The organism is Allobosea sp. GW822-FHT03F07 (assembly GCF_058801345.1).
Map to the genome: position 1 here is coordinate 119260 of NZ_JBXAND010000001.1, position 26615 is coordinate 145874.

Annotated in this window: 29 protein-coding genes and 1 tRNA gene; 8 read left to right on the forward strand and 22 right to left on the reverse strand. The window is 66.1% G+C overall.

What is annotated here, in order from left to right:
• Positions 1 to 307: 307 nt before the first annotated feature.
• The 4 genes from AC1RMY_RS00615 to AC1RMY_RS00630 all read right to left on the reverse strand — a co-directional run bounded on the left by AC1RMY_RS00615 (position 308) and on the right by AC1RMY_RS00630 (position 4120).
• Positions 308 to 1207 carry a tellurite resistance TerB family protein gene (locus AC1RMY_RS00615; RefSeq protein WP_492862003.1) on the reverse strand — a complete coding sequence of 300 codons (900 nt, stop codon included), beginning with the start codon at positions 1205 to 1207 and terminating at the stop codon, positions 308 to 310.
• Positions 1208 to 1381: 174 nt separating this feature from the next.
• Positions 1382 to 2215 carry an AprI/Inh family metalloprotease inhibitor gene (locus AC1RMY_RS00620; RefSeq protein ID WP_492862004.1) on the reverse strand — a complete coding sequence of 278 codons (834 nt, stop codon included), beginning with the start codon at positions 2213 to 2215 and terminating at the stop codon, positions 1382 to 1384.
• Positions 2200 to 3174: a 2-hydroxyacid dehydrogenase gene (locus AC1RMY_RS00625; RefSeq protein ID WP_492862005.1), complete on the reverse strand. Its 975-nt coding sequence runs from the start codon at positions 3172 to 3174 to the stop codon at positions 2200 to 2202. Before AC1RMY_RS00625 ends, AC1RMY_RS00620 begins: the two co-directional genes overlap by 16 nt.
• 184 nt (positions 3175 to 3358) lie before the next feature.
• Entirely contained in the window at positions 3359 to 4120 is a 762-nt protein-coding gene (locus tag AC1RMY_RS00630) for a FadR/GntR family transcriptional regulator (protein ID WP_492862006.1), read from the reverse strand.
• 271 nt (positions 4121 to 4391) lie between these two features.
• Between AC1RMY_RS00630 and AC1RMY_RS00635 the strand changes: the two genes are divergently transcribed.
• The 5 genes from AC1RMY_RS00635 to AC1RMY_RS00655 all read left to right on the forward strand — a co-directional run bounded on the left by AC1RMY_RS00635 (position 4392) and on the right by AC1RMY_RS00655 (position 9876).
• Positions 4392 to 5450, forward strand: a complete 1059-nt coding sequence (locus tag AC1RMY_RS00635; RefSeq protein WP_492862007.1) for an ABC transporter ATP-binding protein — start codon at positions 4392 to 4394, stop codon at positions 5448 to 5450.
• A gap of 70 nt (positions 5451 to 5520) precedes the next feature.
• Positions 5521 to 6822 (forward strand): ABC transporter substrate-binding protein, encoded by a 1302-nt coding sequence (locus tag AC1RMY_RS00640; RefSeq protein WP_492862008.1) that lies wholly within the window; start codon positions 5521 to 5523, stop codon positions 6820 to 6822.
• Positions 6823 to 6962: 140 nt separating this feature from the next.
• Positions 6963 to 7904, forward strand: coding sequence for a carbohydrate ABC transporter permease (locus AC1RMY_RS00645; RefSeq protein ID WP_492863530.1), 942 nt, complete (start codon positions 6963 to 6965; stop codon positions 7902 to 7904).
• On the forward strand, positions 7897 to 8796 hold the full coding sequence (locus tag AC1RMY_RS00650) for a carbohydrate ABC transporter permease (RefSeq protein ID WP_492862009.1): 900 nt from the start codon (positions 7897 to 7899) through the stop codon (positions 8794 to 8796). The genes AC1RMY_RS00645 and AC1RMY_RS00650 overlap by 8 nt, the downstream gene beginning before the upstream one ends.
• 177 nt (positions 8797 to 8973) lie before the next feature.
• Positions 8974 to 9876, forward strand: coding sequence for an NAD(P)-dependent oxidoreductase (locus AC1RMY_RS00655; RefSeq protein WP_492862010.1), 903 nt, complete (start codon positions 8974 to 8976; stop codon positions 9874 to 9876).
• Between the two features lie 16 nt (positions 9877 to 9892).
• On the opposite strand, the gene AC1RMY_RS00660 is transcribed toward AC1RMY_RS00655, so the two are convergent.
• On the reverse strand, positions 9893 to 10969 hold the full coding sequence (locus AC1RMY_RS00660; RefSeq protein WP_492862011.1) for a LacI family DNA-binding transcriptional regulator: 1077 nt from the start codon (positions 10967 to 10969) through the stop codon (positions 9893 to 9895).
• A 97-nt stretch (positions 10970 to 11066) separates the two neighbouring features.
• On the opposite strand from AC1RMY_RS00660, the gene AC1RMY_RS00665 reads away from it, so the two are divergent.
• Positions 11067 to 11984, forward strand: coding sequence for an NAD(P)-dependent oxidoreductase (locus AC1RMY_RS00665; protein ID WP_492862012.1), 918 nt, complete (start codon positions 11067 to 11069; stop codon positions 11982 to 11984).
• Between the two features lie 10 nt (positions 11985 to 11994).
• On the opposite strand, the gene AC1RMY_RS00670 is transcribed toward AC1RMY_RS00665, so the two are convergent.
• The 4 genes from AC1RMY_RS00670 to AC1RMY_RS00685 form a co-directional block, all read right to left on the reverse strand.
• Positions 11995 to 12738: an aspartate/glutamate racemase family protein gene (locus AC1RMY_RS00670; RefSeq protein ID WP_492862013.1), complete on the reverse strand. Its 744-nt coding sequence runs from the start codon at positions 12736 to 12738 to the stop codon at positions 11995 to 11997.
• Between the two features lie 129 nt (positions 12739 to 12867).
• Entirely contained in the window at positions 12868 to 13095 is a 228-nt protein-coding gene (locus tag AC1RMY_RS00675) for a hypothetical protein (protein WP_492862014.1), read from the reverse strand.
• A gap of 10 nt (positions 13096 to 13105) precedes the next feature.
• Complete coding sequence (locus tag AC1RMY_RS00680) at positions 13106 to 13330, reverse strand: helix-turn-helix domain-containing protein (RefSeq protein WP_492863531.1); 225 nt, start codon at positions 13328 to 13330, stop codon at positions 13106 to 13108.
• A 197-nt stretch (positions 13331 to 13527) separates the two neighbouring features.
• Positions 13528 to 13612 (reverse strand) — tRNA-Leu (locus AC1RMY_RS00685).
• 116 nt (positions 13613 to 13728) lie between these two features.
• Here AC1RMY_RS00685 and AC1RMY_RS00690 point away from each other — a divergent pair.
• Complete coding sequence (locus tag AC1RMY_RS00690) at positions 13729 to 14340, forward strand: YqaA family protein (RefSeq protein WP_492862015.1); 612 nt, start codon at positions 13729 to 13731, stop codon at positions 14338 to 14340.
• Positions 14341 to 14402: 62 nt separating this feature from the next.
• Positions 14403 to 14927 (forward strand): disulfide bond formation protein B, encoded by a 525-nt coding sequence (locus tag AC1RMY_RS00695; RefSeq protein WP_492862016.1) that lies wholly within the window; start codon positions 14403 to 14405, stop codon positions 14925 to 14927.
• Here AC1RMY_RS00695 and AC1RMY_RS00700 read toward each other — a convergent pair.
• The 13 genes from AC1RMY_RS00700 to AC1RMY_RS00760 form a co-directional block, all read right to left on the reverse strand.
• A complete protein-coding gene (locus AC1RMY_RS00700) occupies positions 14900 to 15457 on the reverse strand; it encodes an HNH endonuclease (RefSeq protein WP_492863532.1) in 558 nt (185 codons plus the stop codon). The two genes, AC1RMY_RS00695 and AC1RMY_RS00700, sit on opposite strands and share 28 nt — an antisense overlap.
• Positions 15458 to 15748: 291 nt before the next feature.
• Positions 15749 to 16645 (reverse strand): 3-hydroxybutyryl-CoA dehydrogenase, encoded by an 897-nt coding sequence (locus AC1RMY_RS00705; RefSeq protein WP_492862017.1) that lies wholly within the window; start codon positions 16643 to 16645, stop codon positions 15749 to 15751.
• Between the two features lie 120 nt (positions 16646 to 16765).
• Positions 16766 to 17713, reverse strand: a complete 948-nt coding sequence (locus AC1RMY_RS00710) for an electron transfer flavoprotein subunit alpha/FixB family protein (protein WP_492862018.1) — start codon at positions 17711 to 17713, stop codon at positions 16766 to 16768.
• A 2-nt stretch (positions 17714 to 17715) separates the two neighbouring features.
• A complete protein-coding gene (locus tag AC1RMY_RS00715; RefSeq protein ID WP_492862019.1) occupies positions 17716 to 18465 on the reverse strand; it encodes an electron transfer flavoprotein subunit beta/FixA family protein in 750 nt (249 codons plus the stop codon).
• A 189-nt stretch (positions 18466 to 18654) separates the two neighbouring features.
• Positions 18655 to 19350 carry a rhomboid family intramembrane serine protease gene (locus AC1RMY_RS00720; protein WP_492862020.1) on the reverse strand — a complete coding sequence of 232 codons (696 nt, stop codon included), beginning with the start codon at positions 19348 to 19350 and terminating at the stop codon, positions 18655 to 18657.
• A gap of 8 nt (positions 19351 to 19358) precedes the next feature.
• Positions 19359 to 19940: a cob(I)yrinic acid a,c-diamide adenosyltransferase gene (locus AC1RMY_RS00725; protein WP_492863533.1), complete on the reverse strand. Its 582-nt coding sequence runs from the start codon at positions 19938 to 19940 to the stop codon at positions 19359 to 19361.
• Between the two features lie 76 nt (positions 19941 to 20016).
• A complete protein-coding gene (locus tag AC1RMY_RS00730; RefSeq protein WP_492862021.1) occupies positions 20017 to 20610 on the reverse strand; it encodes an acyloxyacyl hydrolase in 594 nt (197 codons plus the stop codon).
• Between the two features lie 196 nt (positions 20611 to 20806).
• Entirely contained in the window at positions 20807 to 20995 is a 189-nt protein-coding gene (locus AC1RMY_RS00735) for a twin transmembrane helix small protein (RefSeq protein ID WP_492862022.1), read from the reverse strand.
• Between the two features lie 69 nt (positions 20996 to 21064).
• Positions 21065 to 21937, reverse strand: a complete 873-nt coding sequence (locus tag AC1RMY_RS00740; protein WP_492862023.1) for an ABC transporter permease — start codon at positions 21935 to 21937, stop codon at positions 21065 to 21067.
• 211 nt (positions 21938 to 22148) lie between these two features.
• Positions 22149 to 23195, reverse strand: a complete 1047-nt coding sequence (locus tag AC1RMY_RS00745; RefSeq protein ID WP_492862024.1) for an ABC transporter substrate-binding protein — start codon at positions 23193 to 23195, stop codon at positions 22149 to 22151.
• Between the two features lie 40 nt (positions 23196 to 23235).
• A complete protein-coding gene (locus tag AC1RMY_RS00750) occupies positions 23236 to 24294 on the reverse strand; it encodes an ABC transporter ATP-binding protein (RefSeq protein ID WP_492862025.1) in 1059 nt (352 codons plus the stop codon).
• Positions 24295 to 24298: 4 nt separating this feature from the next.
• A complete protein-coding gene (locus AC1RMY_RS00755) occupies positions 24299 to 25114 on the reverse strand; it encodes an ABC transporter permease (RefSeq protein WP_492862026.1) in 816 nt (271 codons plus the stop codon).
• A gap of 224 nt (positions 25115 to 25338) precedes the next feature.
• Positions 25339 to 26574, reverse strand: a complete 1236-nt coding sequence (locus tag AC1RMY_RS00760; protein ID WP_492862027.1) for a metal-dependent hydrolase family protein — start codon at positions 26572 to 26574, stop codon at positions 25339 to 25341.
• Positions 26575 to 26615 lie beyond the last annotated feature (41 nt).

A 26615-nucleotide genomic window follows, 5' to 3' on the forward strand; every position in this document is an offset into this window, starting at 1 on the left:
TTCTTCCCTTGCGCCGTTATTGCGTCCGGGGCCCGATGATATGGTCCGGCGAGCGTCTTTCGACGGTGGGCCATTCTGGCTCCGGTCTTCCTCGCTGACAAATCCTAAGCTTGAGTGGATGCTGTGGAGCAAGGGGCGGCCATTCGGCTGCTATGATTAACAGCCGGCTGCGACCTCGCCTCGATTACCGTCGAATGGACAAGCCTTCCGGGGCGCCGCACTGCCCCGCGATGCTCGCGCGGGCGACGCCTTCACCACACCGGGAGTGTGGTTAATGATGCGAGTGCGCGTCAGAGGTCGGTGTGCGTCAGACCTTGGCCGCGCTGGCGGCGGCGTCGATGTTCGCGACGAGCTCGGCGTCGAGACCGAGCGAGGCCGCGAGGCCGGCGAGAAAGTCCTTCTCCTTCGGCGTGTCCGGATTGATGGCGATACGTGCGGCCGTGTAGATCTGCGCCGCGAGTTCAGGGCTTTCCGCTCCTTCGACCAGCGTCTCGACCGAGGCAGGGCTGGCCATTTCCTGAGCCAGCCATTCATTCGCTTCCGGGTCGAAGCCGGCCTCGCGCAGTCCGCCGAGGATCGCGGCCCGCTCGTCGGCATCGATCGACCCATCGGCCGCGGCGGCGGCGATCATGGCGCGGATGAAGACGAGGGCCGTCGCTTCGCTCGCGGCCTCCGGCTCGAAGCCGGTGCCTGACGGGGCGGGAAGAACTTCCGGGCTGCCGATATCGAGCATCGGCTTGCCGGACTGGTAGTTCTGATAGGCCTTGTAGGCGAGGCCGCCGATCAGGGCCATGCCACCGAGCCGGGCGGCGGAGCCGACGATGGCGCGGCCCGTGGAGGAGCCGAACACCAGCGCGCCAAGGCCGCCGAGCACAGCGGTCGCCATCGCAGGGTTCTTGTCGAACATCGCCTTGGCCTGGGCCAGCACGTCCTGTGTCGAGCGGCCGCCGGTGACCTGGCCCAGCGCCTCGCCGGCCTTCTGCTGCACGCCGGTCTGGCGCGCGGCGTCACCGAGCCCTTGCGTCGCCTGGGTCAGAATCTGGCCCGCCATGCCGGCGAGCCCGCCAACACCGCCGCTCTTCTGCACCTGCTCGGTGAGCCCGCCCAGAATCGAGCCGAGCGTACCCGTCTGTCCCTGGCCGCCAGGCTTGCCGGCCTGGGTGCCCGCGCTGACGAGGGCATCGAGAAGCGATTTGGCGTTGAACATCGGGAAGTCCTCTTCGCACGGTCGGGAACGATACCGGCCGCAACTAAGTACGGGATTGCCCAATCGCTAGGCTTGATCCGCGACTCTTCGATGACGCTCAAATTGGTGGCAATGCGGGAAGCCGGTTGAGGCTCGTGGTCAGTTCCGCGATGGCGTCGCGGCTACGGTATTTCGTCAAGGTGCCAGCCTGCGCAGCAACAGCGGCGCCCCGACCGCGGGGTCCTTGCGCCACTGGCCATTCTCGAAGACGAGTTCGACGCTGTGGCCTTTCCGTGCGACGAGGGCGAGCCGGCCTGCCGCATAGCGCCAGCCGACGGGGTCGAAGATCGCCAGCCCGGTATCCCCGCAGTTGCCCTCGAACGCCGCCGGAGCACGGGCCTGCGCGCCTCCGGAAGCCGGGCTCAGGACGATGCGGCAAGCTTCGCGATTGGCCTGGCGCATCACGGCGTAGCGGCCGGGCAGGCTTTCGGGCGCAGGCGCGCTGGCGGGGTCGACGACCGTCGCGCGCTGGGCCGCGGTGGCCGCCGCCTCCGCTCGGCTGACGGCGGGGCGTCGCGCGGCGCGCGGATGGCTCTTGGGATCGAGCCAGTAGTCCTTGCCGTCCGGTCCCTTGCCCTGAAGGCCGGCATCGCCGTTCTCGCGGAAGGCGATCACTGCCTTGCCGAGCGCATCGTTGAGGCGCGGCGACCCGTCGGCCCCGACGTTCCAGGAGACGATGCTGTCGAGGATCGGCAAGGCGCGACGGCAGGTCGCGGGATAGCGGAGCTGGCGGCCATGCACGGCTTCCTCCACTCCGAGCGTGATCGTGCATTTGCGCGAGGCGCCGATCTGCTCGAGATCCCAGGCGCCGACCAAGGGAGCAATTGCAGGCGGCGCCTTGTCCGCGCCGCGCGGGGCTGGCGCGGTCTGCGCCGATGCCGCTGCCTGGCAGGCGAGCAGGATGCCCGCCGCAAGCAGCTGTGATCGATGCGCTGCCGCGCCGGGCAAGGCGCTCAGGCCTTCTTCCAAGGGGTCTCGGGCACCGGGGTCAGCGGCCCCTTCCCATCGAACCAGGAGGCGAGGTTGTCGACGACGAGCTGGCCCATCGCCTCGCGGGTGTGGACCGAGGCCGAGCCGACATGGGGCAGCAACACGGCATGCTCGATCGCGATCAGCTCGGCCGGGACGCGCGGCTCGTCCTCAAAGACGTCGAGGCCGGCCGACAGGATCGTCTTGTTCTGCAGCGCCTCGATCAGCGCCTTCTCGTCGATCACGGTGCCGCGCCCGACATTGATGACGATGCCATTGGGGCCAAGGGCCTTGAGCACCTCGGCATTAATGATGTGATGGGTCGAGGCGCCGCCGGGCGCGACCGAGATCAGCGTGTCGACATCCTGGGCCATTTCGACCAGCGAGGGATAGTAGCGATAGGGCACATCGGCCTGGCGCGAGCGGCCGTGATAGACGACCGGCAAGCCGAAGGCCTCGATGCGGCTCGCCACCGCCTTGCCGATGCGGCCGAGGCCGACGATGCCGACCGTGCGCCCGCGCAACGACGACGTCAGCGGATAGGCGGCCTTCAGCCACTTGCCCTCGCGGAGATAGCGGTCGACCTGCGGCAACTGCCGGACGGTCGAGATCAGCAGGCCGAGCGCGAGGTCGGCGACCTCGTCGGTCAGGACGTCGGGCGTGTTGGTGACGACGAGGCCGCGCTTTCCGGCCTCGCCGGCATCGACATGGTCGTAGCCGACGCCGAAGCTCGAGATGACCTCGAGGTTGGGAAGCGCGTCGAACAGCGCGCCGTCGACCCGGTTATGGCCGCCACCGGCCGCGACGCCGCGCACGCGGCCGGAGATTTCGCGCAGGAAGGCCGCCTTGTCCTCGGCCTTCCACAGCTCGTGGACGGTGTACCGCGCCTTCAACTGGTCGGCGGCATAGGCCATCAGCGGGCCGGTCATCAGGATTTCGGTGGCGTTGGGCCGTGTCATGGGGGACGGTTCCGTAGGCTTCGGGTGATGGTCGGGCAGCTTGATCAGGCGAATATGAATCGATTAAATGACGGATATGACGGCTGGATGGAAGCCGCCGGCTCGCTGGGATCGATCGCCGGGCATCCCACCACGCCGCGCGCCGCGGGAAAAGCGCCGCTGGCGCATATATAATATGACTTAATCACGCGGTTTTGTGGATCGTCGCCGACGCAGCCGGGGTCAAGAAGGCGAGCGTCGTGTTCAGGCTGTCGATCACCAGCGTCGTCATCCGCGCCGCCGCGAGGTCGCCGTCACGCTGGATGATCGCGTCCAGAACGCGCTCGTGATCGACCAGAGAGGCGATGAAGAAGTCGCGATCATCGACCGATTTGAGCAGCAGGGACCATTGCACCGTGGCGGCGACAGCGCTCGCCAGACACATCAGCGTGGCGTTGTGCGAGGCGATGAAGACGGCTTCGTGGAAGGCGAGATCGGCGCGGATCGTCGCGTCGGCATAGGGCTGGTTGTCCGACATGCCGCGATAGGCGGCCTCGATGCGCGCGATGTCGGCAGGTGTTCGCCGCTGCGCCGCCAGTCCTGCGGCGGCAGGCTCGGCGAAGCGGCGCAATTCGAAGAGATCACGGATGAATTTCTCGTTTGGATCAGCCTCGAAATGCCAGGAGAGAACATCGGGATCGAGCAGGTTCCAGCTGTCGCGCGGCGCCGCCCGGGTGCCGCTTTTGGGCCTGGCTTCGACCAGGCCCTTGGCGGTGAGCACCTTCACCGCCTCGCGATAGGCGGTGCGCGAAACCGAGATGTCGGAGCGCAGATCGTCCTCGTTGGGCAGCAACTCGCCGGCCTTGACGGAGCCTGTTATGATGGCAACGGCGAGCTTCTGGGCGACCTGGCCGAAGAGGCGGTCGGGATTGAGCGTCGTTGGCCGCGAATAGTCGCGCACCCGCATCGTCTGGCGCCTCCTCCGTTGCAGCCGGCGTGGGATGGGAGCCGCTCCCCGCCTAGCGTCCGGCGCTTGACACGCCTGTCTATATCGTATGACTTTATCGCAGATGAACTCCGGCGCAAGGGACCGTCGCTCCTGAACGAGGCGCGGTTCTTAGCCAACGGCAACCTTCATCGATCGGTCGCAACAGGCCGGTATGCGATGCGACTTGGACTCCGCCGGAAGCGGCGGACCACCGGGTCCACGGGGAAACGAATTTTAGGAGAGGGCCCAGATGGCCTCAGTCCAGATTGCCGACGTGCGCAAGGCTTATGGCGCGACTCAGGTCATCCATGGTGTCGACATCGACATCGATGACGGCGAGTTCGTGATACTGGTCGGGCCGTCCGGCTGCGGGAAATCGACGCTTCTGCGCATGATCGCCGGGCTGGAGAACATCTCCGGCGGCGAGATTCGCATCGGCCCGCGCGTCGTCAACGACGTGCCGCCGAAGGAACGCGACATCGCGATGGTGTTCCAGAACTATGCGCTCTATCCGCATATGACGGTCGCCGACAACATGGCCTTCTCGATGAAGCTCAGGAAGGCGCCGAAGGCCGAGATCGACGAGCGCGTCGGCAAGGCCGCGGGCATCCTGGGTCTCGACAAGCTGCTCGACCGCTATCCGCGCCAACTCTCCGGCGGCCAGCGCCAGCGCGTCGCCATGGGCCGCGCCATCGTGCGCGATCCGCAGGTCTTCCTGTTCGACGAGCCGCTCTCCAATCTCGACGCCAAGCTGCGCGTGCAGATGCGCACCGAGATCAAGGAATTGCACCAGCGCCTCAAGACCACGACGGTCTATGTCACCCACGACCAGATCGAGGCCATGACGATGGCCGACAAGATCGTCGTGATGCATGACGGCATCGTCGAGCAGATGGGCGCACCGCTCGAGCTCTATGACCGGCCAGCCAACCTGTTCGTGGCGGCCTTCATCGGCTCACCCTCGATGAATCTGCTGAAGGGCACGATCACCGCGGCCGGCTTCGAGACCGAAGGCGGTACGCTCTGGCCGATCGGCAGCCATCCGGCCGATTCCAACGGCAAGGCCGCCGTGCTGGGCATCCGCCCCGAGCACATCAAGCTCGATCCGAACGGTCTCCAGGCCGAGGTGGTGGTGGTCGAGCCGATGGGTTCGGAGACGCAGGTGGTGGTTCGCTGCGGCGGCCAGAGCCTGACCTGCGTGTTCCGCGAGCGCATTACCGCCGGGCCCGGCGAGAACCTCGGCATCACGCCCGATATCCATGTGACACATCTCTTCGACGCCGGCACGGGGAAGAGAATCGTGACCTGAAACGGCCGGACAACCCGGTTCAAGGCGGCCGCTCAAAAGAGCCGTCGGACCATATCCAGGGAGGATGAACATGCATTTCGATCGCAGATCACTGCTCAAGGGCGGTGCCGCCCTCGGCCTGGGCGGCAGTACGAACCTGCTCGCCTATGCCAAGGCCTGGGCGCAGGCCTCGCCCTTCAAGGTCGAGCCCAACGCCAAGATCAACCTGATGCGCTGGAAGCGCTTCGTCGAGGCGGAAGACGCCGAGTTCATGAAGCTCGTCGCCGCCTTCGAGGCCGCCACGGGCGCCAAGATCACCGTCACCAACGAATCCTATGACGACCTGCAGCCGAAGGCCTCCGTGGTCGCCAATACCGGGCAGGGGCTCGACCTCGTCTGGGGCCTGTACTCGCTGCCGCATCTGTTCCCGCAGAAGTGTCTCGATCTCACCGACGTCTCGAAATATCTCGGCGAGAAGCATGGCGGCTGGTTCCCGTCGGCTGAGGCTTACGGCAAGCTCGGCAACAAGTGGATCGGCATTCCGATCGCCGCCAGCGGCGGCCTGATGAACTATCGCATCGGCGCGATGAACAAGGCCGGCTTCAAGGAATTCCCGAAGGATACCGCTGGCTTCCTCGAGCTGTGCAAGGCGCTGAAGGCGAACAACACCCCGGCAGGCATGGCCTTCGGCCACGCCTCGGGCGACGCTAACACCTGGATGCACTGGCTGCTCTGGAGCCATGGCGGCTACCTCGTCGACAAGAACGACAAGGTCATCATCAATTCGCCGGAGACCGCCAAGGCGCTCGAATACGGCAAGGCGCTCTACGACACCTTCATCCCCGGTACGGCCTCGTGGAACGATTCCTCGAACAACAAGGCCTTCCTCGCCGGCGAACTGCACACCACCGTCAACGGCATCTCGGTCTATGTCACCGCCAAGCGTGAGAAGCCCGAGATCGCGGCCGATATGGACCATGCCTATCTGCCGATCGGCCCGGTCGGCAAGCCGACCGAACTGCACCTGCCCTTCACGATGCTGGCCTTCCAGTTCACCAAGGTGCCGAACGCCTGCAAGGCCTTCATCGCCTTCATGCTGGATACGCAGCAGTACAATCCGTGGATCACGGCGGCGGGCGGCTATCTCTCGCACTTCCTTGGCGAGTACGACAAGAACCCGGTCTGGACGGCCGATCCCAAGACGACGCCCTATCGCGACGTCGCCAAGCGGACGCTGACGCCGGCGGGCCTGGGCACGCTCGGCGAAAAGGCGGCCTCGGCGATCGCGGACTTCATCGTGGTCGACATGTTCGCCAACTACGTCACCGGCCGTGACGATCTCAAGGGCGCCATCGCCGGCGCCGAGCGGCAGGCGAAGCGCATCTATCGCTGAGCCGCGACAGCTGACGGGGGCGGCCCGTTCGGACGGGTCGCCCTTCGCATCCAACGCGACACGACACCACAGTCCGGCCGCGAGGCCGGACCGATTTACCGCATCACATCGGAACCGCGATGGCCAATTCCGCATTCGAGATGCCGACCCGCCTGTCGCCCGCCAGAAGCGAGCGCACGGCTTGGCAGAAGCTCCAGGCCAGCCGCAACTGGCTCGGCTTCTGGTACATGTTGCCGGCCATGGGCATCCTGATCCTGTTCCTGGCCTATCCGCTGGGGCTTGGTGTCTGGCTGTCCTTCACCGACACCAAGATCGGCCGCGCGGGCGAGTTCATCGGGTTCGAAAACTACGAGTGGCTCTGGGATGACGGCGTGTTCTGGACCTCGGTGTTCAACACCCTGCTCTACACGAGCGTTGCCAGCGCCGCGAAATTCGTGATCGGGCTCTATCTGGCACTGCTGCTGAACAAGCATCTGCCGTTCAAGGCGTTGATCCGCGCGGCCGTGCTGATCCCCTTCATCGTGCCCACGGTGCTGTCGGCGATCGCCTTCTGGTGGATCTACGATTCGCAATTCTCGATCATCTCCTGGTCGCTGCGGCAGCTCGGCTGGATCGACCACAACATCAATTTCCTGGGCGATCCCTGGAATGCGCGCTGGTCGACGATCTTCGCCAATGTCTGGCGCGGCGTGCCCTTCATCGCGATCACGCTGCTGGCAGGCCTGCAGACGGTCTCGCCCTCGCTCTACGAGGCGGCGACACTCGACGGGGCGACGAACTGGCAGCGCTTCCGGCACATCACCTATCCGCTGCTGACGCCGATCATCGCGGTGGTGATGACTTTCTCGGTGCTCTTCACCTTCACCGATTTCCAGCTGATCTGGGCGCTGACCCGCGGCGGGCCGGTCAACGCGACGCATCTGATGGCGACGCTCTCCTATCAGCGCGCCATCATCGCCGGGCAGCTCGGCGAGGGGGCGGCGATCTCGACGGCGATGATCCCCTTCCTGCTCGCGGCGATAGGCATCGCCTGGTACGGGCTCCAGACGCGCAAATGGCAGCAGGGTGGCAGCAATGACTAGCATCGATGCCGGCCAGCGGCCGCACACCGCCGACCACAGCGAGGGCATGGCCTATCTGGAGACGCTGCCGCGGCGCGTCGTCACGACCTATATCCCGCTGGTCCTGATCCTGATCGTCCTGCTCTTCCCGTTTTACTGGATGGCGCTGACGGCGGTGAAACCCGACCATCAGCTCATCGAGATGGACAAGGTCAGCCCGTTCTGGACCTGGGAGCCGACCTTCAAGCACATTCACAAGCTGCTGTTCGAGAGCGAGTATCCGCGCTGGCTCTGGAACACGATGCTGATCGCGACCTGCGCCACCTTCATCTCGCTGGTCGCCAGCGTGCTCGCCGCCTATGCGATCGTTCGCCTGCGCTTCAAGGGCGCCGTCACGGTCGGCGCGCTGATCTTCCTGGCCTATCTCGTGCCGCCCTCGATCCTGTTCATCCCGCTCGCGACGGTGATCTACAAGGTCGGCCTGTTCGACACGCCGCTGGCGTTGATCCTGGTCTATCCGACCATCCTGATCCCATTCTCGACCTGGCTCCTGATGGGCTATTTCAAGACCATCCCCTACGAGCTGGAGGAGTGCGCGCTGATCGACGGCGCGACGCGGGCGCAGATTCTGATCAAGATCATCCTGCCGCTGGCGGTGCCTGGCCTGATCTCGGCCTTCATCTTCTCCTTCACCCTGTGCTGGAACGAGTTCATCTACGCGCTGACCTTCCTGTCCTCGACGCAGAACAAGACCGTGCCGGTGGCGATCGTGAACGAGTTCGTCGATGGCGACATCTATCGCTGGGGCTCGCTGATGGCGGGCGCGCTGGCGGGCTCGCTGCCGCTGGTCATCCTCTACGCCTTCTTCGTCGAGCACTACGTGTCGGCGATGACCGGGGCGGTGAAGGAATAACGAGCCAACAGCGCGGCAGGCCATGCTGGCAGCCGCGCCACCATCCGAGCCGAAGCAGGGGTGCCACGCAGTGCCGGGGGGGCCATTCCGGAATGTCGCTCGGATAGGCTCAGGCATGGATCCCGAGGCTGCGCTTCGCTGCCACCGGGATGACTGAGCAGAGGATAGAGCGAGCAGATGCCGACCACCCCGAAATCCATCGCCTTCATCGGGCTCGGCGCCATGGGCGCGCCGATGGCCGAGAACCTGGTCAAGCGCCAGTTCCGCGTCACCGGCTTCGACATGCGGGCCAGCGCGCGCGAGGCGCTGGTCGCAGCCGGCGGGCATGATGCAGGCAGTGCGGCGGAGGCCGCGGCCGGTGCCGAGGCGCTCGTGCTGATGGTCGTCAATGCCGCACAGGCGCGCTCCGTGCTGTTCGAGGCCGGTGCGCTCGAGGCGCTCGCGCCCGGCGCCGTCGTCATGCTGATGGCGACATGCCCCCCCGGCGAGGTCGAGGCGATCGCGGCCGAGGTCGAGAAGAGCGGCCGGCGCTTCGTCGATTCACCCGTATCGGGCGGCGTGGTCGGAGCGAGGGCGGCGACCCTGACGATCATGGTCGGCACGCCGGACGAAAGCTTCGCTCTGGCGCGGCCCGTGCTCGCGGCGATGGGCGACAAGGTCTTCCATGTCGGGCAGAAGGCCGGGCAGGGCGCCGTGGTCAAGACGGTCAACCAGCTCCTCTGCGGCGTGCACATCGCCGTCGCTGCCGAGGCGCTGTCGCTGGCCGAGAAGGCCGGGGTTGATGGCAGGCTGCTGTTCGAGATCATGGGCGGGTCTGCCGCCTCGTCCTGGATGCTGAAAGACCGCGGTCCGCGCATGCATGAGCCGGATCCGGCGGTGACGAGCGCGGTCGACATCTTCGTCAAGGATCTCGGCATCGTGCTCGATGCGGGCCGGGCCGCCCGGACGGCGCTGCCGCTGGCGGCCGCTGCGCACCAGATGTTCCTGGCGACGTCGGGCCTCGGCCATGGCGGGCGCGACGATTCGCAGGTGGTGCGGGCCTATCGTGCGCTCAACGCCAAGCCCGCGAATGATGCCTGAAGCGCCGGCCGGTCGTTCACCCGCGCGGCGGCGTCGTCGTCCCGCGGATGACGAGGGCCGGCGTCAACAGCAGGCGGCGGGGCGGGGCGCCCGGCTCGGCGATGCGGCTGATCAGGAACTCGGCGGACTTCCTGCCCATCTCGTCCTGGAAATTCCGGATCGTCGTCAGGGCCGGATACCATTGCGCCGCTTCCTGGACGTCGTCGCAGCCGACAATGGAGAAGTCCATGCCGGCCTCGCGCCCGCGATGGCGCAGCCCAAGCATCGCCCCGAAGGCGGCGAGGTCGTTCATGCAGATGGCGGCCGTCGGTGGATCGGACGCATCGAGCACCGCCTGGATGCCCTTCGAGCCGTTTTCGCGCGTGCCGTAGCCGGAATAGACCAAGCTCGGATCGAGCGCGATGCCGTAGCGGGCCAACACCTCGCAATAGCCGAGATAGCGGTTGCGACCGGTCGAGATGCCCTGATTGGCGCAGATGAAGGCAATGCGGCGATGGCCGAGGCCGATCAGGTGCTCCATCGCCAGGATCGTGCCGTGGCGGTCGTCGGAGCCGACGAAATCGAGATCGCCGCTGATCTCGCGCGAGAGCTGCACGATCGGAACGCCGGCCGCGATCAAATGCGCGAAGGTCTCGGGCGTGCTGCCGCCGGCCGCGCAGAGGATCATGCCGTCGGGCCGATATTCCTTGAGCGTGCCCAGCACGCGGTCCTGCCGTTCCAGGTCCTCGCCATAGGTGCCGAGCAGGATCGAGCGGCCGTTCGCCGTGGTGGTCTCCTCGATCGCGGCGAGGAGTTCGGCGAAATAGGGGTTGGTGATGTCGTGGAAGCCGACCCCGAGGATGTTCGTGCGGTCGGTGCGCAGGGACGCCGCGCTGCGGTTATAGCTGTAGCCCATCTCGCGGGCCATCTGCTGGACGCGGGCACGCGTCGCCTCCGCCACCAGCGGCGAACCGCGGAGCGCCAGCGACACCGTCGCGGTCGAGACGGTCAGGCGATCGGCGATGATCTGCAGCGTAACCCGGCCACGCGCACCGGGAGCTGCTGTCGGCGGCTTGACGGGAGACCCTGCTCTGACGGGGCCGCTGCTGGTCATGACGCTGTTCTCCGGCGCCGGCAACACGACCTGGCGACCGGTTTCTGGTCAGGCGTTCCGTCACATCGACACGTCATTCTCATATAAACAGGAGAAATTGAAGATGACTGCAACCAAAGAATCGGTCGGCTTCATCGGCGTGGGGCTGATGGGGCAGGGGATGGCGCGAAACCTCGTCGATAAGGGCTTCCCGCTCACCGTGATGGGGCATCGCAACCGCAAGCCGGTGGAGGAACTGGTCGCCGCCGGGGCGAAGGAAGCGAAGACCCCGAAGGAACTGGCCTCGAACGCCACGATCATCTTTCTCTGCGTGACCGGCTCGGCCCAGGTCGAGGCGGTGGTCAACGGCCCCGACGGCATCGTCGCCGGAGCAAAGCCCGGGACCGTGATCGTCGATTGCTCGACCTCGGACCCGACCGTGACCGTCCGCATTGCTGCTGAACTCGAAGGCAAAGGGCTGCATCTGGCCGATGCGCCGCTCGGCGGCACGCCGGCGCAGGCTGCGCTGGGCCAGCTTTCGGCGATGGTCGGCACGACGCCGGAGGTCTTCGCCCGGATCAAGCCGGCGATCGAGGCCTGGGCCCAGAAGGTCGTCCATCTCGGCCCGGTCGGCGACGGCCACAAGATGAAGCTCCTGAACAACTTCCTCTCGATGGGCTATGCCGCGATCTATGCGGAGGCGCTGACATTGGCGTCGAAGATCGGCATCACCCCGCAGACCTTCGATAGCGTGCTGCGCGGTAGCCGCATGGATTGCGGCTTCTACCAGACCTTCATGCAGTATGTGCTCGAGCGCGACCGTGACGCCCACAAGTTCACGCTGGTCAACGGGCTGAAGGATGTCCGCTATCTCGAAAGCGTGGCCAATGCCGCCGGCGTCCCCAACCCAATCGGCAATGCCGTGAAGAACAGCTTCGCCTCCGCCGTCGCTGCCGGCCGGGGCGACGACTATGTGCCGATGCTCTCGGACTGGGTCGCTTCGCAGAACGGCATATCGCTGGCCAAGAAGGGCTGAGCAGGCTCGCTCAGGGGCGGGCGAGCAGCCGCATGAGGCTTTCCGTAAGGCCCGTGCTGTCGATCGGCGCCGGCAGGGAGAGATCGCCGCTGCCGGGCTTGGCCGGCGGCTCGCGCAGCGCCGACAGCACGGCCTGCATGCCGGCTTCGACCGAGCAGATCACGGGCACGTCGAGATGGGGCTGGATGCGGGCTGCCAGGCCGGCCAGCCCCGCTCCGCCGAGGATGACGGCGCCGGCACCGTCCCGCTCTGCCGTCAGCCTGCAGGCCTCGGCCAGGAGGGCGATAGCGCTACCGGGATCGCGCGCGATCTCGGCGCCGGTCGGAGCAACGGTTTCGATCGCAGCGAGACGGTTTCCCAGGCCCAGCGTCGTGACGAATTCTCGCAGCATTGGCTTCCAGCGCTCTCCGCCGGTGACGATCGAGAAGCGCTCCGTCCGGGCGGCCGCCGCGAGGCAACTGGCCTCGGCCATGCCGATCACAGGGATGCGGGCCAGTTCCTTGAGAGCGAGCAGGCCGGGATCGCCGAAGCAGGCGAGATACACGGCATCGCAATCGCGGCCATGCTCGGCATAGGCCTCGATCGCAGCATGGCCGGCAATGGTGGCAGCGGTCCGGCTGGCGATGTAGCGCGCGCCGAAGCGGCCTGTGACGGGAACGAGCGTGGTGCCGGCGGGCAGATGGGGCGCCAGCACCCGTGCCATCAGGGTGGTCACGTCGGCCGTCGTGTTCGGATTGATCAACAGGATGCGCAAGGCGGTCTCGGGGAGGGGCAGCGACTGATGGCCAAGGCTTGGAATTGGCGGCAAAGGCTCGCCCGCAGGCGACGTGCCAGTCTGCTCCCTGCGGGAGCGGCAAGGCAAGACCCGGACGATCAATGGCCATCAGATCAGTGAAAGCTGCCGTTCAATGACGGTTCGCGCAGCCGAGAAGCTTGCTTGCCCATGCGGGACGGCCGCCTGTTGCTGTTCCAGAAGCAGGAGGGCAGACTCATACACCTCTCGAATGTCGGCTGGTTGCAGTACGCCATTCTGAATGAGGCAGCGCAGCAACCCGGCCATCGTCGCCGAGGAGACCAGATTGCTGGCCGCCATCGTATCGGATGTGGTCATGTGCATTGCCTCACTGAGCCGGATGCGCCGGCTCCGGCACGTCGTAGCCATCGGCGGCGTAGGAGCCGATCTTGTTGCGCAAGGTGCGGATGGCGATGCCGAGCACATTGGCGGCATGGGTGCGATTACCACCCGTTTCCCGCAGGGTTGCCAGAATCAGCTCTCTTTCGACATCGGCGACAGGCTGGCCGACAAGCTGTTCCACGACGGTCTGCTCAGGGTTGAGCTCGTGCATGGTCACGGTCCTTTCCAAGCCCCCCAAGGCCCATTGGACAATGCAAGGGGACGCCCGGATGGTTAAGAAATAGTGAATCCACTAGCAACCGAGGATCTACCGGCGCATCTGCCGGTTAAGGTCGAGACCAGAACCAGTGATAAGGCCGCTGGCCGGCCAAGCCACTGCAGCCGATGGGGCGGCGCCGCAGTGAAAAATGGTGCCCCTGGCCGGGATCGAACCAGCACTCCTTGCGGAACTCGATTTTGAGTCGAGCGCGTCTACCAATTCCGCCACAGGGGCCCCTTGCGAGCGGCCGGACTATAGCGATCGGCGGTGCCCGGTCAATCTGTCGCGGCGCAGCAAAAATGCGTCGGGCGCGGATGGACGCGCCGATGCCCTGACGCTAGAGCAGCGCCATGATCAAGCGCCTCTATGAATGGACCATGTCGTTGGCCGCGCGGCCGAGGGCGGAACTCTGGCTCGCCATCGTCGCCTTCGTGGAAAGCTCGTTCTTCCTCATCCCGGCCGATGTGCTGTTCGTGCCGATGGCGTTGGCGCGGCCGTCGCGCGCCTATCGCTTTGCGCTGGTCGCAACAGTGTTCTCGACGCTGGGGGGCATCGCCGGCTACGCGCTCGGCTACTATGCCTTCGAGGCGCTGGCGCGTCCGGTGTTGGCCTTCTACGGCAAGCTCGGCGCCTTCGAGGCGTTGCGCGCCTGCGCGGGGCCCGACACCACGCTGATCCTGCTGACGACGTCGGGGCTGGCACATCTGCCGCCGATCAAGGTCGTCACGATCCTGGCAGGCGCGGTCCATATCGGGCTGGGCTTCTTCGTCGTGTCCTGCGTGCTGGCGCGTGGCTTCCGCTTCTTCGCGCTCGCCTTCCTGCTGCGGCGCTATGGCGCGACGATCCGGCACTTCATCGAACGTCGCCTGAAAGTGATCGCGGTGGTGGCTGCTGCCGTGCTGATCCTGCTGTATTTCGGCCTCAAGCTGGTCGCAGGATCGGGCCAGCTATTCTCCTGCTGAGCGCCGGCCCGATGACACCCGTCTCGACATCCGTTTCCGCTCCCGCCACCCCGGCGCGAGCCTTGATCGCCCCTTCCCGCCTGATCCTGCTGATTGGGCTCGGCTGCCTCGCCCTGATTGCCGGAGCGTGGTTCTTCGAAATCGTCTGGGGTCTTCGACCCTGCAAGCTCTGCCTGGAGCAGCGCGTGCCGCATTATGCCGCGATCGGGCTTGCCGCCGCGGCGCTCGTCCTGGCGCGGTCGGCGCGGCTGCAATGGCTCGTTCTGCTCGCACTCGCCGGGCTGATGGCCTGGAGCACCTGGCTCGGCGTCTATCATTCCGGCGTCGAATGGGGCTGGTTCGCCGGCCCCAATGATTGCGGCGGCGCGGCCGCGCCTGCGGCAGCCGGCATGCAGGACTTTATGAAGCAGCTCCAGACGACTCGCGTCGTCGCCTGCTCGGAGGCAGCCTGGCGTTTCCTGGGCCTGTCGCTGGCGGGCTGGAACGCGCTGGCCTCGCTCGGCCTGCTGGGACTGGCTTTGATGGGCCTGTCAGGCGGCCGCTCGGGTAGGGCTGCGGCTCACGGCTCCAGCTCGGAATCCCAGTAGAGATAGTCGAGCCAGCTTTCGTGCAGGTAGTTCGGCGGGAAGAGCTTGCCGTTGCGGTGCAGGTCGTTGACCGTCGGAGCGTAGGCCTTCTGCAGCGGGAACATGTCGACGGCGGCCGGCATCTTATCGCCCTTGCGCAGGTTGCAGGGCGAGCAGGCGGCGACGACGTTCTCCCAGGTCGTCAGGCCCCCCTTGGATCGCGGGATGACGTGGTCGAAGGTCAGCTCGTCACGCGTGCCGCAATACTGGCAGGAGAAGCGGTCGCGCAGGAAAACGTTGAAACGGGTGAAGGCGGGCGTGCGCGAGGGCTTGATATAGGTCTTGAGCGAGACGACCGAGGGCAGCCTCATGTCAAAGCTAGGGCTGCGTACCACCGTGTCGTATTCGGAGACGATGTTCACGCGGTCCATGAAGACCGCCTTTATGGCGTCCTGCCAACTCCAGAGGGAGAGAGGATAATAGCTCAGGGGCCGAAAATCGGCATTGAGGACCAGCGCCGGACAACCGTCCGGTGAGGCCATCGGATGCATTACATGCGCCGTCACCCGTATCGCGCCTCCGCTCCTGCAAGCCGCACGAATCCCGTGAGGATTAGTGTAAGCGCGAGACGACAGGAATGTGAAGGGGAAGCAGCGCTAGGTGCGGCACAGGACGTGCGACACGCTGGCCAGCGTCGCGGCGTCATCCCGGACAAGCCGCGTAAGCGGCGCCGATCCGGGATCCATCATAAAGCTCTGTCGCGTCTTACGATGGATTCCGGGTCTTCGCTTCGCTGCGCCCGGAATGACGGCGCGTGTGCTCGTCTGGGGTGAGCTGTTCGCTCAGCGCGTTGGAACCGGCTTCTCGCCACGGTAATCGTAGAAACCGCGTTTGGTCTTGCGGCCGAGCCAACCGGCTTCGACATATTTCACCAGCAGCGGGCAGGGGCGGTATTTCGAATCCGCGAGACCGTCATGGAGCACCTGCATTACGGACAGGCAGGTGTCGAGGCCGATGAAGTCGGCGAGCTGGAGCGGGCCCATGGGGTGGTTGGCACCAAGCTTCATCGCGGTGTCTATCGCCTCGACGGAGCCGACGCCCTCATAAAGCGTGTAGACCGCCTCGTTGATCATCGGCAGCAGGATGCGGTTGACGATGAAGGCGGGGAAATCCTCGGAGACCGATACCGTCTTGTGCAGCTTGCCGACGAAGTCCTTTGCGAGCTCGAAGGTCTCGTCGTCGGTGGCGATGCCGCGGATCAGCTCGACGAGCTGCATCAGCGGCACGGGGTTCATGAAATGGATGCCGATGAAGCGCTCGGGACGATCAGTCGCGGCGGCAAGGCGCGTGATCGAGATCGAGGAGGTGTTGGAGGCCAGGATCGCGTCGGGCTTGATGTGCTGGCAGGCGGCCGTGAAGATCTTGCGCTTGGTCTCTTCGCTCTCGGTGGCCGCCTCGATGACGAGGTCGCAATCGGCGAGGCCTTCCAGGCCCGGGGCCGCCGTGATCTTTGCCATGGCGTCACGGCGGATTTCGTCGCCGATCGCGCCCTTGGCGACCTGGCGGGCCATGTTGCCGTCGATCGTCGCCAGCGCCGCCTTGATGCGATCCTCGGCGAGGTCGTGGAGTTTGACGTCGAACCCGGCCACCGCCGCCACATGGGCGATGCCGTTGCCCATCTGGCCCGCGCCGATGATGCCGATCGTCCTGATCGCCTGAGCCGACATGGTCTGTTCCATCTCCGGTGTCATCGCTTCGCCTTCGGAAGCGATGCGGGCCGCCTTGCGTGGCAGCCCGGTTCTTGTTGCGAGGCCGTCTCCCGCGGGATGCGGGCTATGCGCCGATCTTGTTTGCCGATCTCACTTGCCGATCTTGGCGAGTTCGGCGTCGAGCTCCGGCAGGATTGTAAAGAGATCGCCGACCAGGCCGTAATCGGCGACCTGGAAGATCGGCGCCTCCTCGTCCTTGTTGATCGCGACGATGACCTTCGAGTCCTTCATGCCTGCCAGATGCTGGATCGCGCCGGAGATGCCGACGGCGATGTAGAGATCCGGCGCCACGACCTTGCCGGTCTGGCCGACCTGCCAATCGTTCGGGGCATAGCCGGCGTCGACCGCGGCGCGCGAGGCGCCCATCGCGGCGCCGAGCTTGTCGGCGACGGGCTCGATCACCTTGCCGAAGTTTTCCGCCGAAGCCAGCGCGCGGCCGCCCGAGATGATGATCTTGGCCGAGGCCAGCTCCGGACGGTCGGACTTGGCGACCTCCTCGCCCTTGAAGCTCGACAGACCGTCATTGCCGGCCGTCGCGACGGTCTCGATCGGCGCGCTGGCGCTACCGTCGCCTGTCGCCTGGAAGGAGGCGCCGCGTACGGTGAGGACCTTCTTGGCGTCGGTCGCCTGAACGGTCTGGATGGCGTTGCCGGCATAGATCGGACGCTCGAAGGTGTCGGGCGAGACGACCTTGGTGATCTCGGAAACCTGCATCACGTCGAGCAGGGCGGCGACGCGCGGCATCACGTTCTTGCCGGTGGTGGTGCCGGGGGCGACGAGGGCGTCATAGGCGCCGGCGAGGGCGACGATCAGCGCGGCGAGCGGCTCGGCCAGGCGATGCTCGTAAGACGCGTCCTCGGCCAGCAGCACCTTCTCGATGCCGTCGAGCTTGGCGGCGGCCTCGGCCACGGCCTTGGCGTTGTGGCCGGCGACGAGGACATGGACCGGCGCGCCGAGGGCCTTGGCGGCGGTCAGGGCCTTGCGGGTCGCCTCGTTGAGGCTCTTGTTGTCGTGCTTGGCGAGAAGCAGCGTCGTCATGATCAGAGAACTCCTGCTTCGTTCTTCAGCTTCGAGACCAGCTCGGCGACCGAGCCGACCTTGACGCCGGCCGAGCGGCCGGCGGGCTCGACGGTCTTCAGCACCTTCAGGCGCGGCGCGACATCGACGCCGAGCGCCTCGGCGGTGGTCTCGTCGAGCGGCTTCTTCTTGGCCTTCATGATGTTCGGCAGCGAGGCGTAGCGCGGCTCGTTCAGGCGCAGATCGGTGGTGACGATCGCCGGCAGCTTCAGGCCGACCGTCTGCAGGCCGCCATCGACCTCGCGGGTGACGTCGATCGCGCCGTCGCCGACCACGACCTTCGAGGCGAAGGTGCCCTGCGGCCAGCCGAGCAGCGCCGCCAGCATCTGGCCGGTCTGGTTCGAGTCGTCGTCGATGGCCTGCTTGCCGAGGATGACGAGCTGCGGGCTCTCCTGCTCGACGACCTTCTTCAGGAGCTTGGCGACGGCGAGCGGCTCGACGGTGCCGTCGACCTTGACCAGGATGCCGCGGTCGGCACCCATCGCCAGGCCGGTGCGGATCGTCTCGGCCGCCTGCGCCGGGCCGATCGAGACCACGACGACCTCGCTCGCCTTGCCGGCTTCCTTCAGCCGCAGCGCCTCCTCGACGGCGATCTCGTCGAAGGGATTCATCGACATCTTGACGTTGGCCAGCTCCACGCCCGAACCATCGCCCTTCACGCGGATCTTCACGTTGTAGTCGACAACCCGCTTAACGGGCACAAGGATCTTCATCGTCTTCATCACCGTTCAGAAAAGAGGCTGTCTTGGCCGGATCCCTCGCCCCCTCTTGGGCCGCGCCGTCTCCGGCGGCAGGATCACGGCATCGCGGCTCTCGGCTGGAATGCGGAGGGACCGTAACGACGCCCGTTTGCGCTTGTCAACGCCGCCATTTGCCCATGCGCGATGCCTCAACCGCACCGCTCAGCCCCGCGCCACGCGCCCAAACAGTGCGACGCCGCGATGGATGAAGAGCGGCGTCAGCGCCGCGCCGGTCCCGAGTCCGCCGAGATGCGCCCACCAGCCGACATGGCCCTGCGGGTCCAGCAGCGCCTGGACGAGCTGGAACAGGATCCAGGCAGCGATGGCATAGAGCGCGGTGATGTGCAGCGGGATCCAATTGAAGGCGAGGCCCCAGATCCGGACGCGCGGATAGAGCATCAGATAGGCGGCGATCACGCCGGAGATCGCTCCGGAGGCGCCGATCAGCGGCTGGTCCGAGGCCGGATTCATCAGCGCATGGGCCAGCGAGCCGCCGAGCCCGCAGAGGAAGAAGAACAGCAGGAAGCGGGCATGGCCCATGGCATCCTCGACATTGTCGCCGAAGACCCAGAGAAACAGCATGTTGCCGAAGAGATGCGCCAGGCTGACATGCAGCAGGATATTGCTGAACAGCGTCACCCAGGGCGGAGCTTGCAGCAATTCGGCTGGCAGCTGCGCAGCGCCGAACAGCACGGAAGGGATTAGCCCGAAGCCGGCGGCGATCGCGATCTGGCCTTCGGCATTCTGGCGCAGCGTCACCAGCAGGTCGAGCGCGATGCAGGTCGAGACCAGCCCGTAAGTGACATAGGGCGCGCGCATGAAGCGAAGCGGGACGCCGTCATGCAGGGGAATGAACATGCGTCCCCCTAACGGTTCTGTCCGGGGACCCAGAGCACGTCGCCCTGCGTCCTGGCGTTGAGGAAGCGAGAGGCGACGAAGAGGAAGTCCGAGAGGCGGTTGATGTATTTCAGCGCCGCGTGGGAGACGATCTCACCCGGCATCTGGGCCAGTTCCGCCATTAGCCGCTCGGCGCGCCGGCTGACCGTGCGGGCGAGGTGCAGATGGGTGGCCGCCGGCGTGCCGCCCGGCAACACGAAAGAGCGCAGCGGCGCGAGATCGGCGTTCAACTGGTCGATCTCGCCCTCGATGCGGTCGACCTGGGCCTGGACGATGCGCAGCGGTTCGTAGCCGAGCGGCTTGCCGGTTTCCGGCGTCGAGAGGTCGGCGCCGAGATCGAAGAGGTCGTTGCTGATGCGAGCGAGCATGGCATCGACGTCTGCATCCTCGGTGGCGGCGTGAAGCCTTGCGATACCGATGCAGGCATTGGTCTCGTCGACCGTGCCGTAGGCGGCGACGCGCAGGTCGAATTTCGGTCGGCGCGGCCCGGCGGCCAGCCCCGTCGTGCCGTCGTCGCCCGTGCGCGTGTAGATTCGATTGAGCTTGACCATCATCGCGTTATAGCGCGGCGCGGGCCAGACGGAAGGCGTCTTCGCGCAGGGTCAGGCCGGGTCGAACGGTGCTAGCCTAGAAAGTGTAGCCGAGCCTTGCGCCGACATTGGCGGGACCGCGCGGGTTGCCACGGTCCGAGCAGCCGGTCGTGCTGAAATGCTCCAGCGTCGCGACCAGGCTCCAGCGGTCGTTGAGGCGCACGCCGAGCGCGGCGGCCTCGCGCGTGCCGGCATTGCAGCCGACATTCAAACGGTTCTCGGGGACGATCGCGCCGGTCTTGCCGTCGTTCAGGGCGCCGCCGAGGCTGGCCTCGACGAAGACCGTCTTGCTCAGGTCGACGGTCCAGGTGGCGCCGGCATAGGCGTAGCGCGTGCCGTTGAAATTCGCACTCGCGCCGAGATGGAAGCGCGGGACGAAGGCGTTGGCGAAGCGATCCGTCAGGGTGAACGGACGCGGCGTCGCGATCTCGCCGCTGAAGTTGAGCAGTCCGCTCTCACGCCCGCCGGGATTGGCGATGGCTGCGCCGACACGGGCTTCCCAGGACAGGGCGGGGGACGGTTCGGTGGCGGGAGCATAGCTCGACACTCCGGCCGGGAGACCCTGGGCCTGCGCCACCAAGGGCGAGGCTGCCAGACAACCAACGAGGAGCAGCAACGCGACGCGAACCATATGGAATTGTTCTTCTTGTCGGACAAGCGGAGGTTAAGAAAGCACAGAGAGTCGTGGCGGGAATAGGGCAAAATTGCGGCAAACGCCGCTTGGTTGTCGCCGCAAGCAATTATAAAATCATTTAAATCAATGGCTTGAGAGATTTTTGTGGATCGTCCGAGGCGCTTTCAGAGCCCCTGGGGATATTGGCTTTGCCTCAGCCGGAGCGCCACCACAGCACGCCCAGAATCACCAGGATCGCGACGAATTGCAGGATGACGCGCAGGCGCATCAGCCTCTGGGAGGTGTTGGCGCTGCCGCCGCGCAGCATGTTCGCCAGCCCGAGCAGGAGGACGACGGCAACGGCGCCGACGGCGAGCGGGACGAGTGAGCCGGAGAGTGTCATGCCTCAGCACATAAAGGGGGGCCGGCTGATTGACCAGAGACGCGGAGCCGCAGGCCCCGCGGCGCCGGATCAGCGGTAGCGGCGCTGGACGATCAGGTTTGCCGCGACAGTCAGGATGATCGTCGCCGTCATCAAGATGAAGGAGATCGCGCCGCCGAAGGGCCAGTTGTTCTGCTGGGCGAACTGGCCATAGACCAGCGGGCCCATCATCTGGAATTTCGGGCCGCCGAGCAGGACCGGCGTGGCATAGGCGTTCATCGCGAGGATGAAGGTCAGGATCGTGCCGGCGAGGATGCCGGGCAGGGCCAGCGGCCAGAGCACGCGGCGGAACATCGCGGCAGGCCCGGCGCCGAGGCTGAAGGCCGCTTCCTCGACATTGCGCGGAATGCCCTCGATCACACTCTGCAGCGTCAGCACCATGAAGGGCAGGTTGACCGCGATGATGCCGATCAGCACGGCGTTTTCGGTGAACATGATCTCGAACGGCTGGTCGATGACGCCCAGGCCCATCAGCGAGGCGTTGAGCGCCCCCTTGCTGCCGAAGGCGGTCATCCAGCCGGCGGCACGTACCGCGTTGCCGACGAAGAGCGGCAGGATCACGGAGATGATCAGCAGGTTCTTGAAGCGGCTCTGGGTGCGCGCCAGCACATAGGCCAGGGGGAAGCCCATGATCAGGCAGACGGCCGTGCAGATCACCGCGACGCGAACCGTGCGGATCAGCACGTTGAGATAATAGGCGTCGGTGAAGAACTTGACGTAGTTCTCGATCGTCAGCCCGTCGACCATGAACTGGCCGGGGATGAACTGGTTCAGCGAATAGCGGAACAGGATCGCGATCGGGCCGAGCAGCCCGATCGCGACGAAGAGCGTCGCCGGCACGACGAGCAGGCCGGCAAGGCCGGTGCGCGCGCCGGCGACGGGTTCGGGAGCGGTCGTGCTCATGGCAGGGCCTCAGCGCCATGGTCGGGCTTGTCCCGACCATCCACGTCTTGAACGCCTGCCGTGACAGGCTGTGATGCCTGGAGCGACCGGGTCCAGCCACGAGACGCGACCCATTCTCCATCCGCGTCGCAAGACGTGGATGGTCGGGACAAGCCCGACCATGACGGGAGAGAGGAAATGCTCATGACGCCAGCGCCCGATCGCAGTCGCATCAGGACTTGAAGACCTTGTCCCACCACTCCTTCATCGCCGAGTCGTTCTTGGCGAGGAAGCCGTAGTCGAGATCGCGAAGCTTCTTCTCCTCCTCCGGCGTGAAGCCGATGCGCTTCTGCAGGTCGGGCGCGACGTTGAGGCCGGTGACGGTGCCGTTATAGCCCATGTCGACAGCGAAGGCCTCCTGCGGCGCCTTCTCCAGCATCGCGTTCATATAGGCGTAGGCGTTGTCCTTGTTGGGCGCGTTCTTCTGGATAGCGAAGCCCGAGACATAGGCCGGGATGCCTTCAACGGGCGAGACCGCTTCGCAGGGGATGCCGGCATTCTGCCACTGGACGACGCGGGCCTTCCAGATCGCGCTGATGCCGATCTCCTCGTTCTTCATCGCGGCGGCGAAGGCCTCGTTGGTCGGGTAGACGCGCGCGCCGGCCTTCTTCACGGCCATCAGGATTTCCTTGGCCTTGTCGAGGTCGTTCATGTCCTTGCCGCCGGTGGCGGCCATCGAGGCGGCGATCATGATCGACTGGTACTGGATATCGATGAAGCCGATCTTGTTGCCGTGCTTGGGGTCGAGCCAGTCCTTGAAGCCGGTCGGGGCCGGGTTGATCAGCTTGGGATTGTAGATCACCACGTTGCCGGAATAGATGTGCCCGACCCCGTAGGGGTACTTCATCGCCGGCAGCAGGTTCTTGGCGTTCGGGATCTTCGAATAGTCGAGCTGCTCGATGACGCCGGCCTCGTTCATCTCGTACATGTTGGCCGCGGAGAGGCCCTGGATGTCGACCGTGCCGCGCGGCAGGCGGCGCTCGGCGACCATTTTGGCGCGACGCGGGGCGTCGCCGGCCTGGTCCTGCACCACTTCCATGCCCTTCGGCTTGAGGATCGGGTCCTCGATGTTCTTGGTCAGCAGGCGGGCATAGTCGCCGCCCCAGGTGCCGACGACGACCTTGCCGGCCGCCTGCGCGAAGGCCGGCGTGCCGAGAGTCGAAGCCAGCGCTGCGGCGCCGGCGCCCTTCAGAAGATCGCGTCTGTCGAATGTGGTCATGGTGGGAACTCCCCTGTTGGACGCCCGTCGAAACCTGGATTCAGGCTTCGCGCGGATAGACGAGCCCGGCGTCTTCGGCCCAGCCTATCGTGATGGTCTCGCCCGGCTTCGGCTCGGCGATGCCGGCCTTGTTCGGGATCTGCAGCAGCATCCTGTCGCTTCCGGAGAGGCTGACATCGATGTCGAGGATCGCGCCGAGATAGGAAGCGTGCTCGACACGAGCCTGGAAGTGGTTGTGCAGGCCTTGCGCCTCGCCGGCGACTGCGATCCGCTCCGGCCGCAAGGCCAGAGTCGCCGCCCCGGTGCCGGTCGCTGCCGCGCAAGCGATCTCGATCCCGCCCTTGGTGCGGAAGCGGCCGGGCGCCGTGATCTCGCCGTCGAGGAAAGCGCTGCGGCCGATGAAGCCGGCGACGAAGCGGTCGGCGGGCTTCTCGTAGAGTTCGCGCTGGCTGCCGATCTGCCGGACCTTGCCCTTTTCCATGACGACCAGCCGGTCTGCCATGGTGAGCGCTTCTTCCTGGTCATGCGTGACCATGATCGTGGTCAGGCCGAGCTTGCGTTGCAGGTCACGGATCTCGACGCGGACCTCCTGGCGCAGCTTGGCGTCGAGGTTGGAGAGCGGCTCGTCGAGCAGCAGCACATCCGGCTCCATGGCGAGTGCACGGGCGAGGGCGACACGCTGCTGCTGGCCGCCGGAGAGTTGGCGCGGATAGCGCTCGTCGAAGCCGGCGAGCTGCACGAGACGCAGCGCCTCGGCGACGCGCGGTGCGCGGTCGGCCGGGGAGATCTTGCGCATCTCGAGGCCGAAGGCGACGTTCTCGGCGACCGTCATGTGCGGGAACAGCGCATAGCTCTGGAAGACCAGGCCGCAATTGCGCTTCCAGGGCGGCAGGTTGGTGACGCGACGTTCGCCGATGGTGATTTTGCCGGCGCTGGGGGCGATGAAGCCCGCGACCATCCGCAGCGTCGTGGTCTTGCCGCAGCCGGAGGGGCCGAGCAGGACGAGGAACTCGCCATCGGCGATGTCGATGTTGACGTCGTCGACGACGGTCAGGTCGCCATAGGTCTTGCGGAGGTGTTCGATTGAAAGCCTTGCCATCGCGTCAGACCACCCGGCTCAGCTTGACGTAGCGGTCGGTGACGATCATCGCCACTGCGATCAGGACGATCTGGATCAGGGATGCGGCTGCCACGGTCGGATCGATCTTCCATTCGAGATATTGCAGGATAGCGATCGGCAGGGTGGTGCGGCCCGGTCCGACCAGGAACAGGCTCATCTCCAGATTGCCGAAAGAGGTGACGAAGCCGAAGAGCCCGGCCGCGACGATGCCGGGCCGGATGCTCGGCAGCGTCACCCGCCGGAAGGTTGTGAAGGGGCCGGCGCCGAGATTCTGCGCGGCTTCCTCGATGGTGCGGTCGAAGCCGGCGAGGCTCGCGGTGACCAGACGCACGACCCAGGGGATGACGACGAGCGTATGGGCTGCGATCAGGCCGCCGAGCGAGCCCATCACCGGCAGGCCAGTCGCGATCTCCGTCTCGATCTGGAAGACATAGATCGCGGTGCCCAGCACGATGCCGGGCATCACCAGCGGCATCAGCAGGAGCGTGTTGAAGACGGGCCCGAGCACGATGCGGTGGCGGACCAAAGCGAGACTGGCGGGTACGCCGACGAGCAGGCCGAGCAGGGTCGCGGTGATGCCGACCTGGAGGCTGAGCAGGAAGCCGTTGATGAAGGGCTGGTTGTTGGCCGCGGCCTTGAACCATTGCAGCGAGTAGCCCTCCGGCGGAAAGGAGGGGATTTCCTGCCGGAAGAAGGCGAGCCAGGTGACGAAGATCAGCGGCAGGAGGATGTAGAGCAAGGCGAGGCCGGCGGCGCCGTTGAGGGCGATGCGGCCGAGGCTCGGGCGGGACGCGCTCACGCCACGCCTCCGCGGCCCAGCGGTGACCAGCTTGCAGCCTGTGTTTCCCTGACGCCGCTCAACGATGCCACCCCGACCCTGGCCTTGCCCAAATCCCGACGTCCGAACTTTTGCCGGATCGCGTCCGAAGGCTGCGGATGCACCCTCGGACAGTCAATCCGATTCTTCCCTATGCCTCGCATCGCCGTTCCCTATGCGCGGCAGCGCCCCGGGAGAGGCGAGGCTCAGTTGAGCATGTTCTTGTGGAACACGCCGCCCTTCATGATGATCGGTAGCCGCGCTCCCTGGTCCTGCAGTAGGGCCAGGTCTTCGAGCGGGTTGCCGTCGATCAGGATCATATCCGCGAAGGCCCCAGCACGCAGCGTGCCAAGCTTGCCTTCCATGCGCAGGAGCTGGGCGCCGACGGTCGTCGCCGAGCGGATGATCTCGATCGGCGACAGCACCTCGCGACGCAGCAGGAACTCCCGGGACTGGTCGACCTGGAGCTGGCCGAGCAGGTCCGAGCCATAGGCGACGGGCACGCCGGCGCGCTTGCAGATCTCGAGTGAGCGCAGGCCGCCGTCGATGACGAGGTCGTTCTTGGCGAGCATGTCGCCATTCATGCCGAATTCGGCCGCACGCTCCTTCATCGCGTAATAGGCGACGAGGTTGGCGGTGAGGAACATGCCCTTCTCGGCCATCAGCCTGGCGGAGGCGTCGTCGATCAGATTGCCGTGCTCGATGGCGCGCACGCCGCAATTGGCGGCACGGGTGATCGCCTCCGGCGTATAGGCATGGGCGCAGACATAGCGGCCGAAGGCGGCGGCTTCCTCGACGGCGGTGCGGACCTCGTCGAGGCTGAACTGGAGCGAGTCGAGCGGATCGTAAGGCGAGGCGACGCCGCCCGACATCATGATCTTGATGTGGTCGGCGCCGAGCCGCATCTGCTCGCGCACCGATTTGCGCACCGAGGAGACGCCGTCGGAGACATTCATCGTATAGGCCATGGCGTTGCAGCACTGGCAGCGCGTGCCGAAATCGGTGCGCCGGCGCGGGTCGCTATGGCCGCCGGTCGGGCCGATCGCCTGGCCGGCGATGAACAGGCGGGGCGCCGCGACATGGCCGGTCTCGACGGCTTCCTTGATGCCCCAGTCGGCGCCGCCGGTGTCGCGCACCGTGGTGAAGCCGCGGTCGATCATGCCTTTCATCAGGCCAATGGCGCGCGCCGTCATCAAGGTGAGCGGCATGCTCTCCATCGAGCGGATCACGACCTCCGACAGGAAGACATGGACATGGCTGTCGATCAGGCCGGGCATCAGGGTGCGTCCGCCGCAATCGACGATGTCGGCCGTCGCGGTCCTGATCGGCTTGTCGGAAAGCTCGCGGATCTTGTCGCCTTCGATCAGCAACTCGTAGCCTGCGCGGACTTCGCCATGGTCGGGTTCGAGCAGGGCGAAGTTCTTGAACAGCAGCGTGGCCATGGCAGGCATCTCCTCCGGAACGGCGTCGCTGCGACGCCTCC

Coding starts and splice junctions, on each gene's coding strand:
- AC1RMY_RS00705 (WP_492862017.1), bottom strand. CDS start 16,645: ATGGAACAGACCATGTCGGCTCAGGCGATCAGGACGATCGGCATCATC.
- AC1RMY_RS00710 (WP_492862018.1), bottom strand. CDS start 17,713: ATGACGACGCTGCTTCTCGCCAAGCACGACAACAAGAGCCTCAACGAG.
- AC1RMY_RS00720 (WP_492862020.1), bottom strand. CDS start 19,350: ATGTTCATTCCCCTGCATGACGGCGTCCCGCTTCGCTTCATGCGCGCG.
- AC1RMY_RS00735 (WP_492862022.1), bottom strand. CDS start 20,995: ATGACACTCTCCGGCTCACTCGTCCCGCTCGCCGTCGGCGCCGTTGCC.
- AC1RMY_RS00740 (WP_492862023.1), bottom strand. CDS start 21,937: ATGAGCACGACCGCTCCCGAACCCGTCGCCGGCGCGCGCACCGGCCTT.
- AC1RMY_RS00690 (WP_492862015.1), top strand. CDS start 13,729: ATGATCAAGCGCCTCTATGAATGGACCATGTCGTTGGCCGCGCGGCCG.
- AC1RMY_RS00760 (WP_492862027.1), bottom strand. CDS start 26,574: ATGGCCACGCTGCTGTTCAAGAACTTCGCCCTGCTCGAACCCGACCAT.
- AC1RMY_RS00750 (WP_492862025.1), bottom strand. CDS start 24,294: ATGGCAAGGCTTTCAATCGAACACCTCCGCAAGACCTATGGCGACCTG.
- AC1RMY_RS00730 (WP_492862021.1), bottom strand. CDS start 20,610: ATGGTTCGCGTCGCGTTGCTGCTCCTCGTTGGTTGTCTGGCAGCCTCG.
- AC1RMY_RS00700 (WP_492863532.1), bottom strand. CDS start 15,457: ATGCATCCGATGGCCTCACCGGACGGTTGTCCGGCGCTGGTCCTCAAT.
- AC1RMY_RS00630 (WP_492862006.1), bottom strand. CDS start 4,120: ATGCGGGTGCGCGACTATTCGCGGCCAACGACGCTCAATCCCGACCGC.
- AC1RMY_RS00715 (WP_492862019.1), bottom strand. CDS start 18,465: ATGAAGATCCTTGTGCCCGTTAAGCGGGTTGTCGACTACAACGTGAAG.
- AC1RMY_RS00635 (WP_492862007.1), top strand. CDS start 4,392: ATGGCCTCAGTCCAGATTGCCGACGTGCGCAAGGCTTATGGCGCGACT.
- AC1RMY_RS00640 (WP_492862008.1), top strand. CDS start 5,521: ATGCATTTCGATCGCAGATCACTGCTCAAGGGCGGTGCCGCCCTCGGC.
- AC1RMY_RS00725 (WP_492863533.1), bottom strand. CDS start 19,940: ATGGTCAAGCTCAATCGAATCTACACGCGCACGGGCGACGACGGCACG.
- AC1RMY_RS00660 (WP_492862011.1), bottom strand. CDS start 10,969: ATGACCAGCAGCGGCCCCGTCAGAGCAGGGTCTCCCGTCAAGCCGCCG.
- AC1RMY_RS00645 (WP_492863530.1), top strand. CDS start 6,963: ATGCCGACCCGCCTGTCGCCCGCCAGAAGCGAGCGCACGGCTTGGCAG.
- AC1RMY_RS00680 (WP_492863531.1), bottom strand. CDS start 13,330: ATGCACGAGCTCAACCCTGAGCAGACCGTCGTGGAACAGCTTGTCGGC.
- AC1RMY_RS00650 (WP_492862009.1), top strand. CDS start 7,897: ATGACTAGCATCGATGCCGGCCAGCGGCCGCACACCGCCGACCACAGC.
- AC1RMY_RS00655 (WP_492862010.1), top strand. CDS start 8,974: ATGCCGACCACCCCGAAATCCATCGCCTTCATCGGGCTCGGCGCCATG.
- AC1RMY_RS00745 (WP_492862024.1), bottom strand. CDS start 23,195: ATGACCACATTCGACAGACGCGATCTTCTGAAGGGCGCCGGCGCCGCA.
- AC1RMY_RS00615 (WP_492862003.1), bottom strand. CDS start 1,207: ATGTTCAACGCCAAATCGCTTCTCGATGCCCTCGTCAGCGCGGGCACC.
- AC1RMY_RS00625 (WP_492862005.1), bottom strand. CDS start 3,174: ATGACACGGCCCAACGCCACCGAAATCCTGATGACCGGCCCGCTGATG.
- AC1RMY_RS00675 (WP_492862014.1), bottom strand. CDS start 13,095: ATGACCACATCCGATACGATGGCGGCCAGCAATCTGGTCTCCTCGGCG.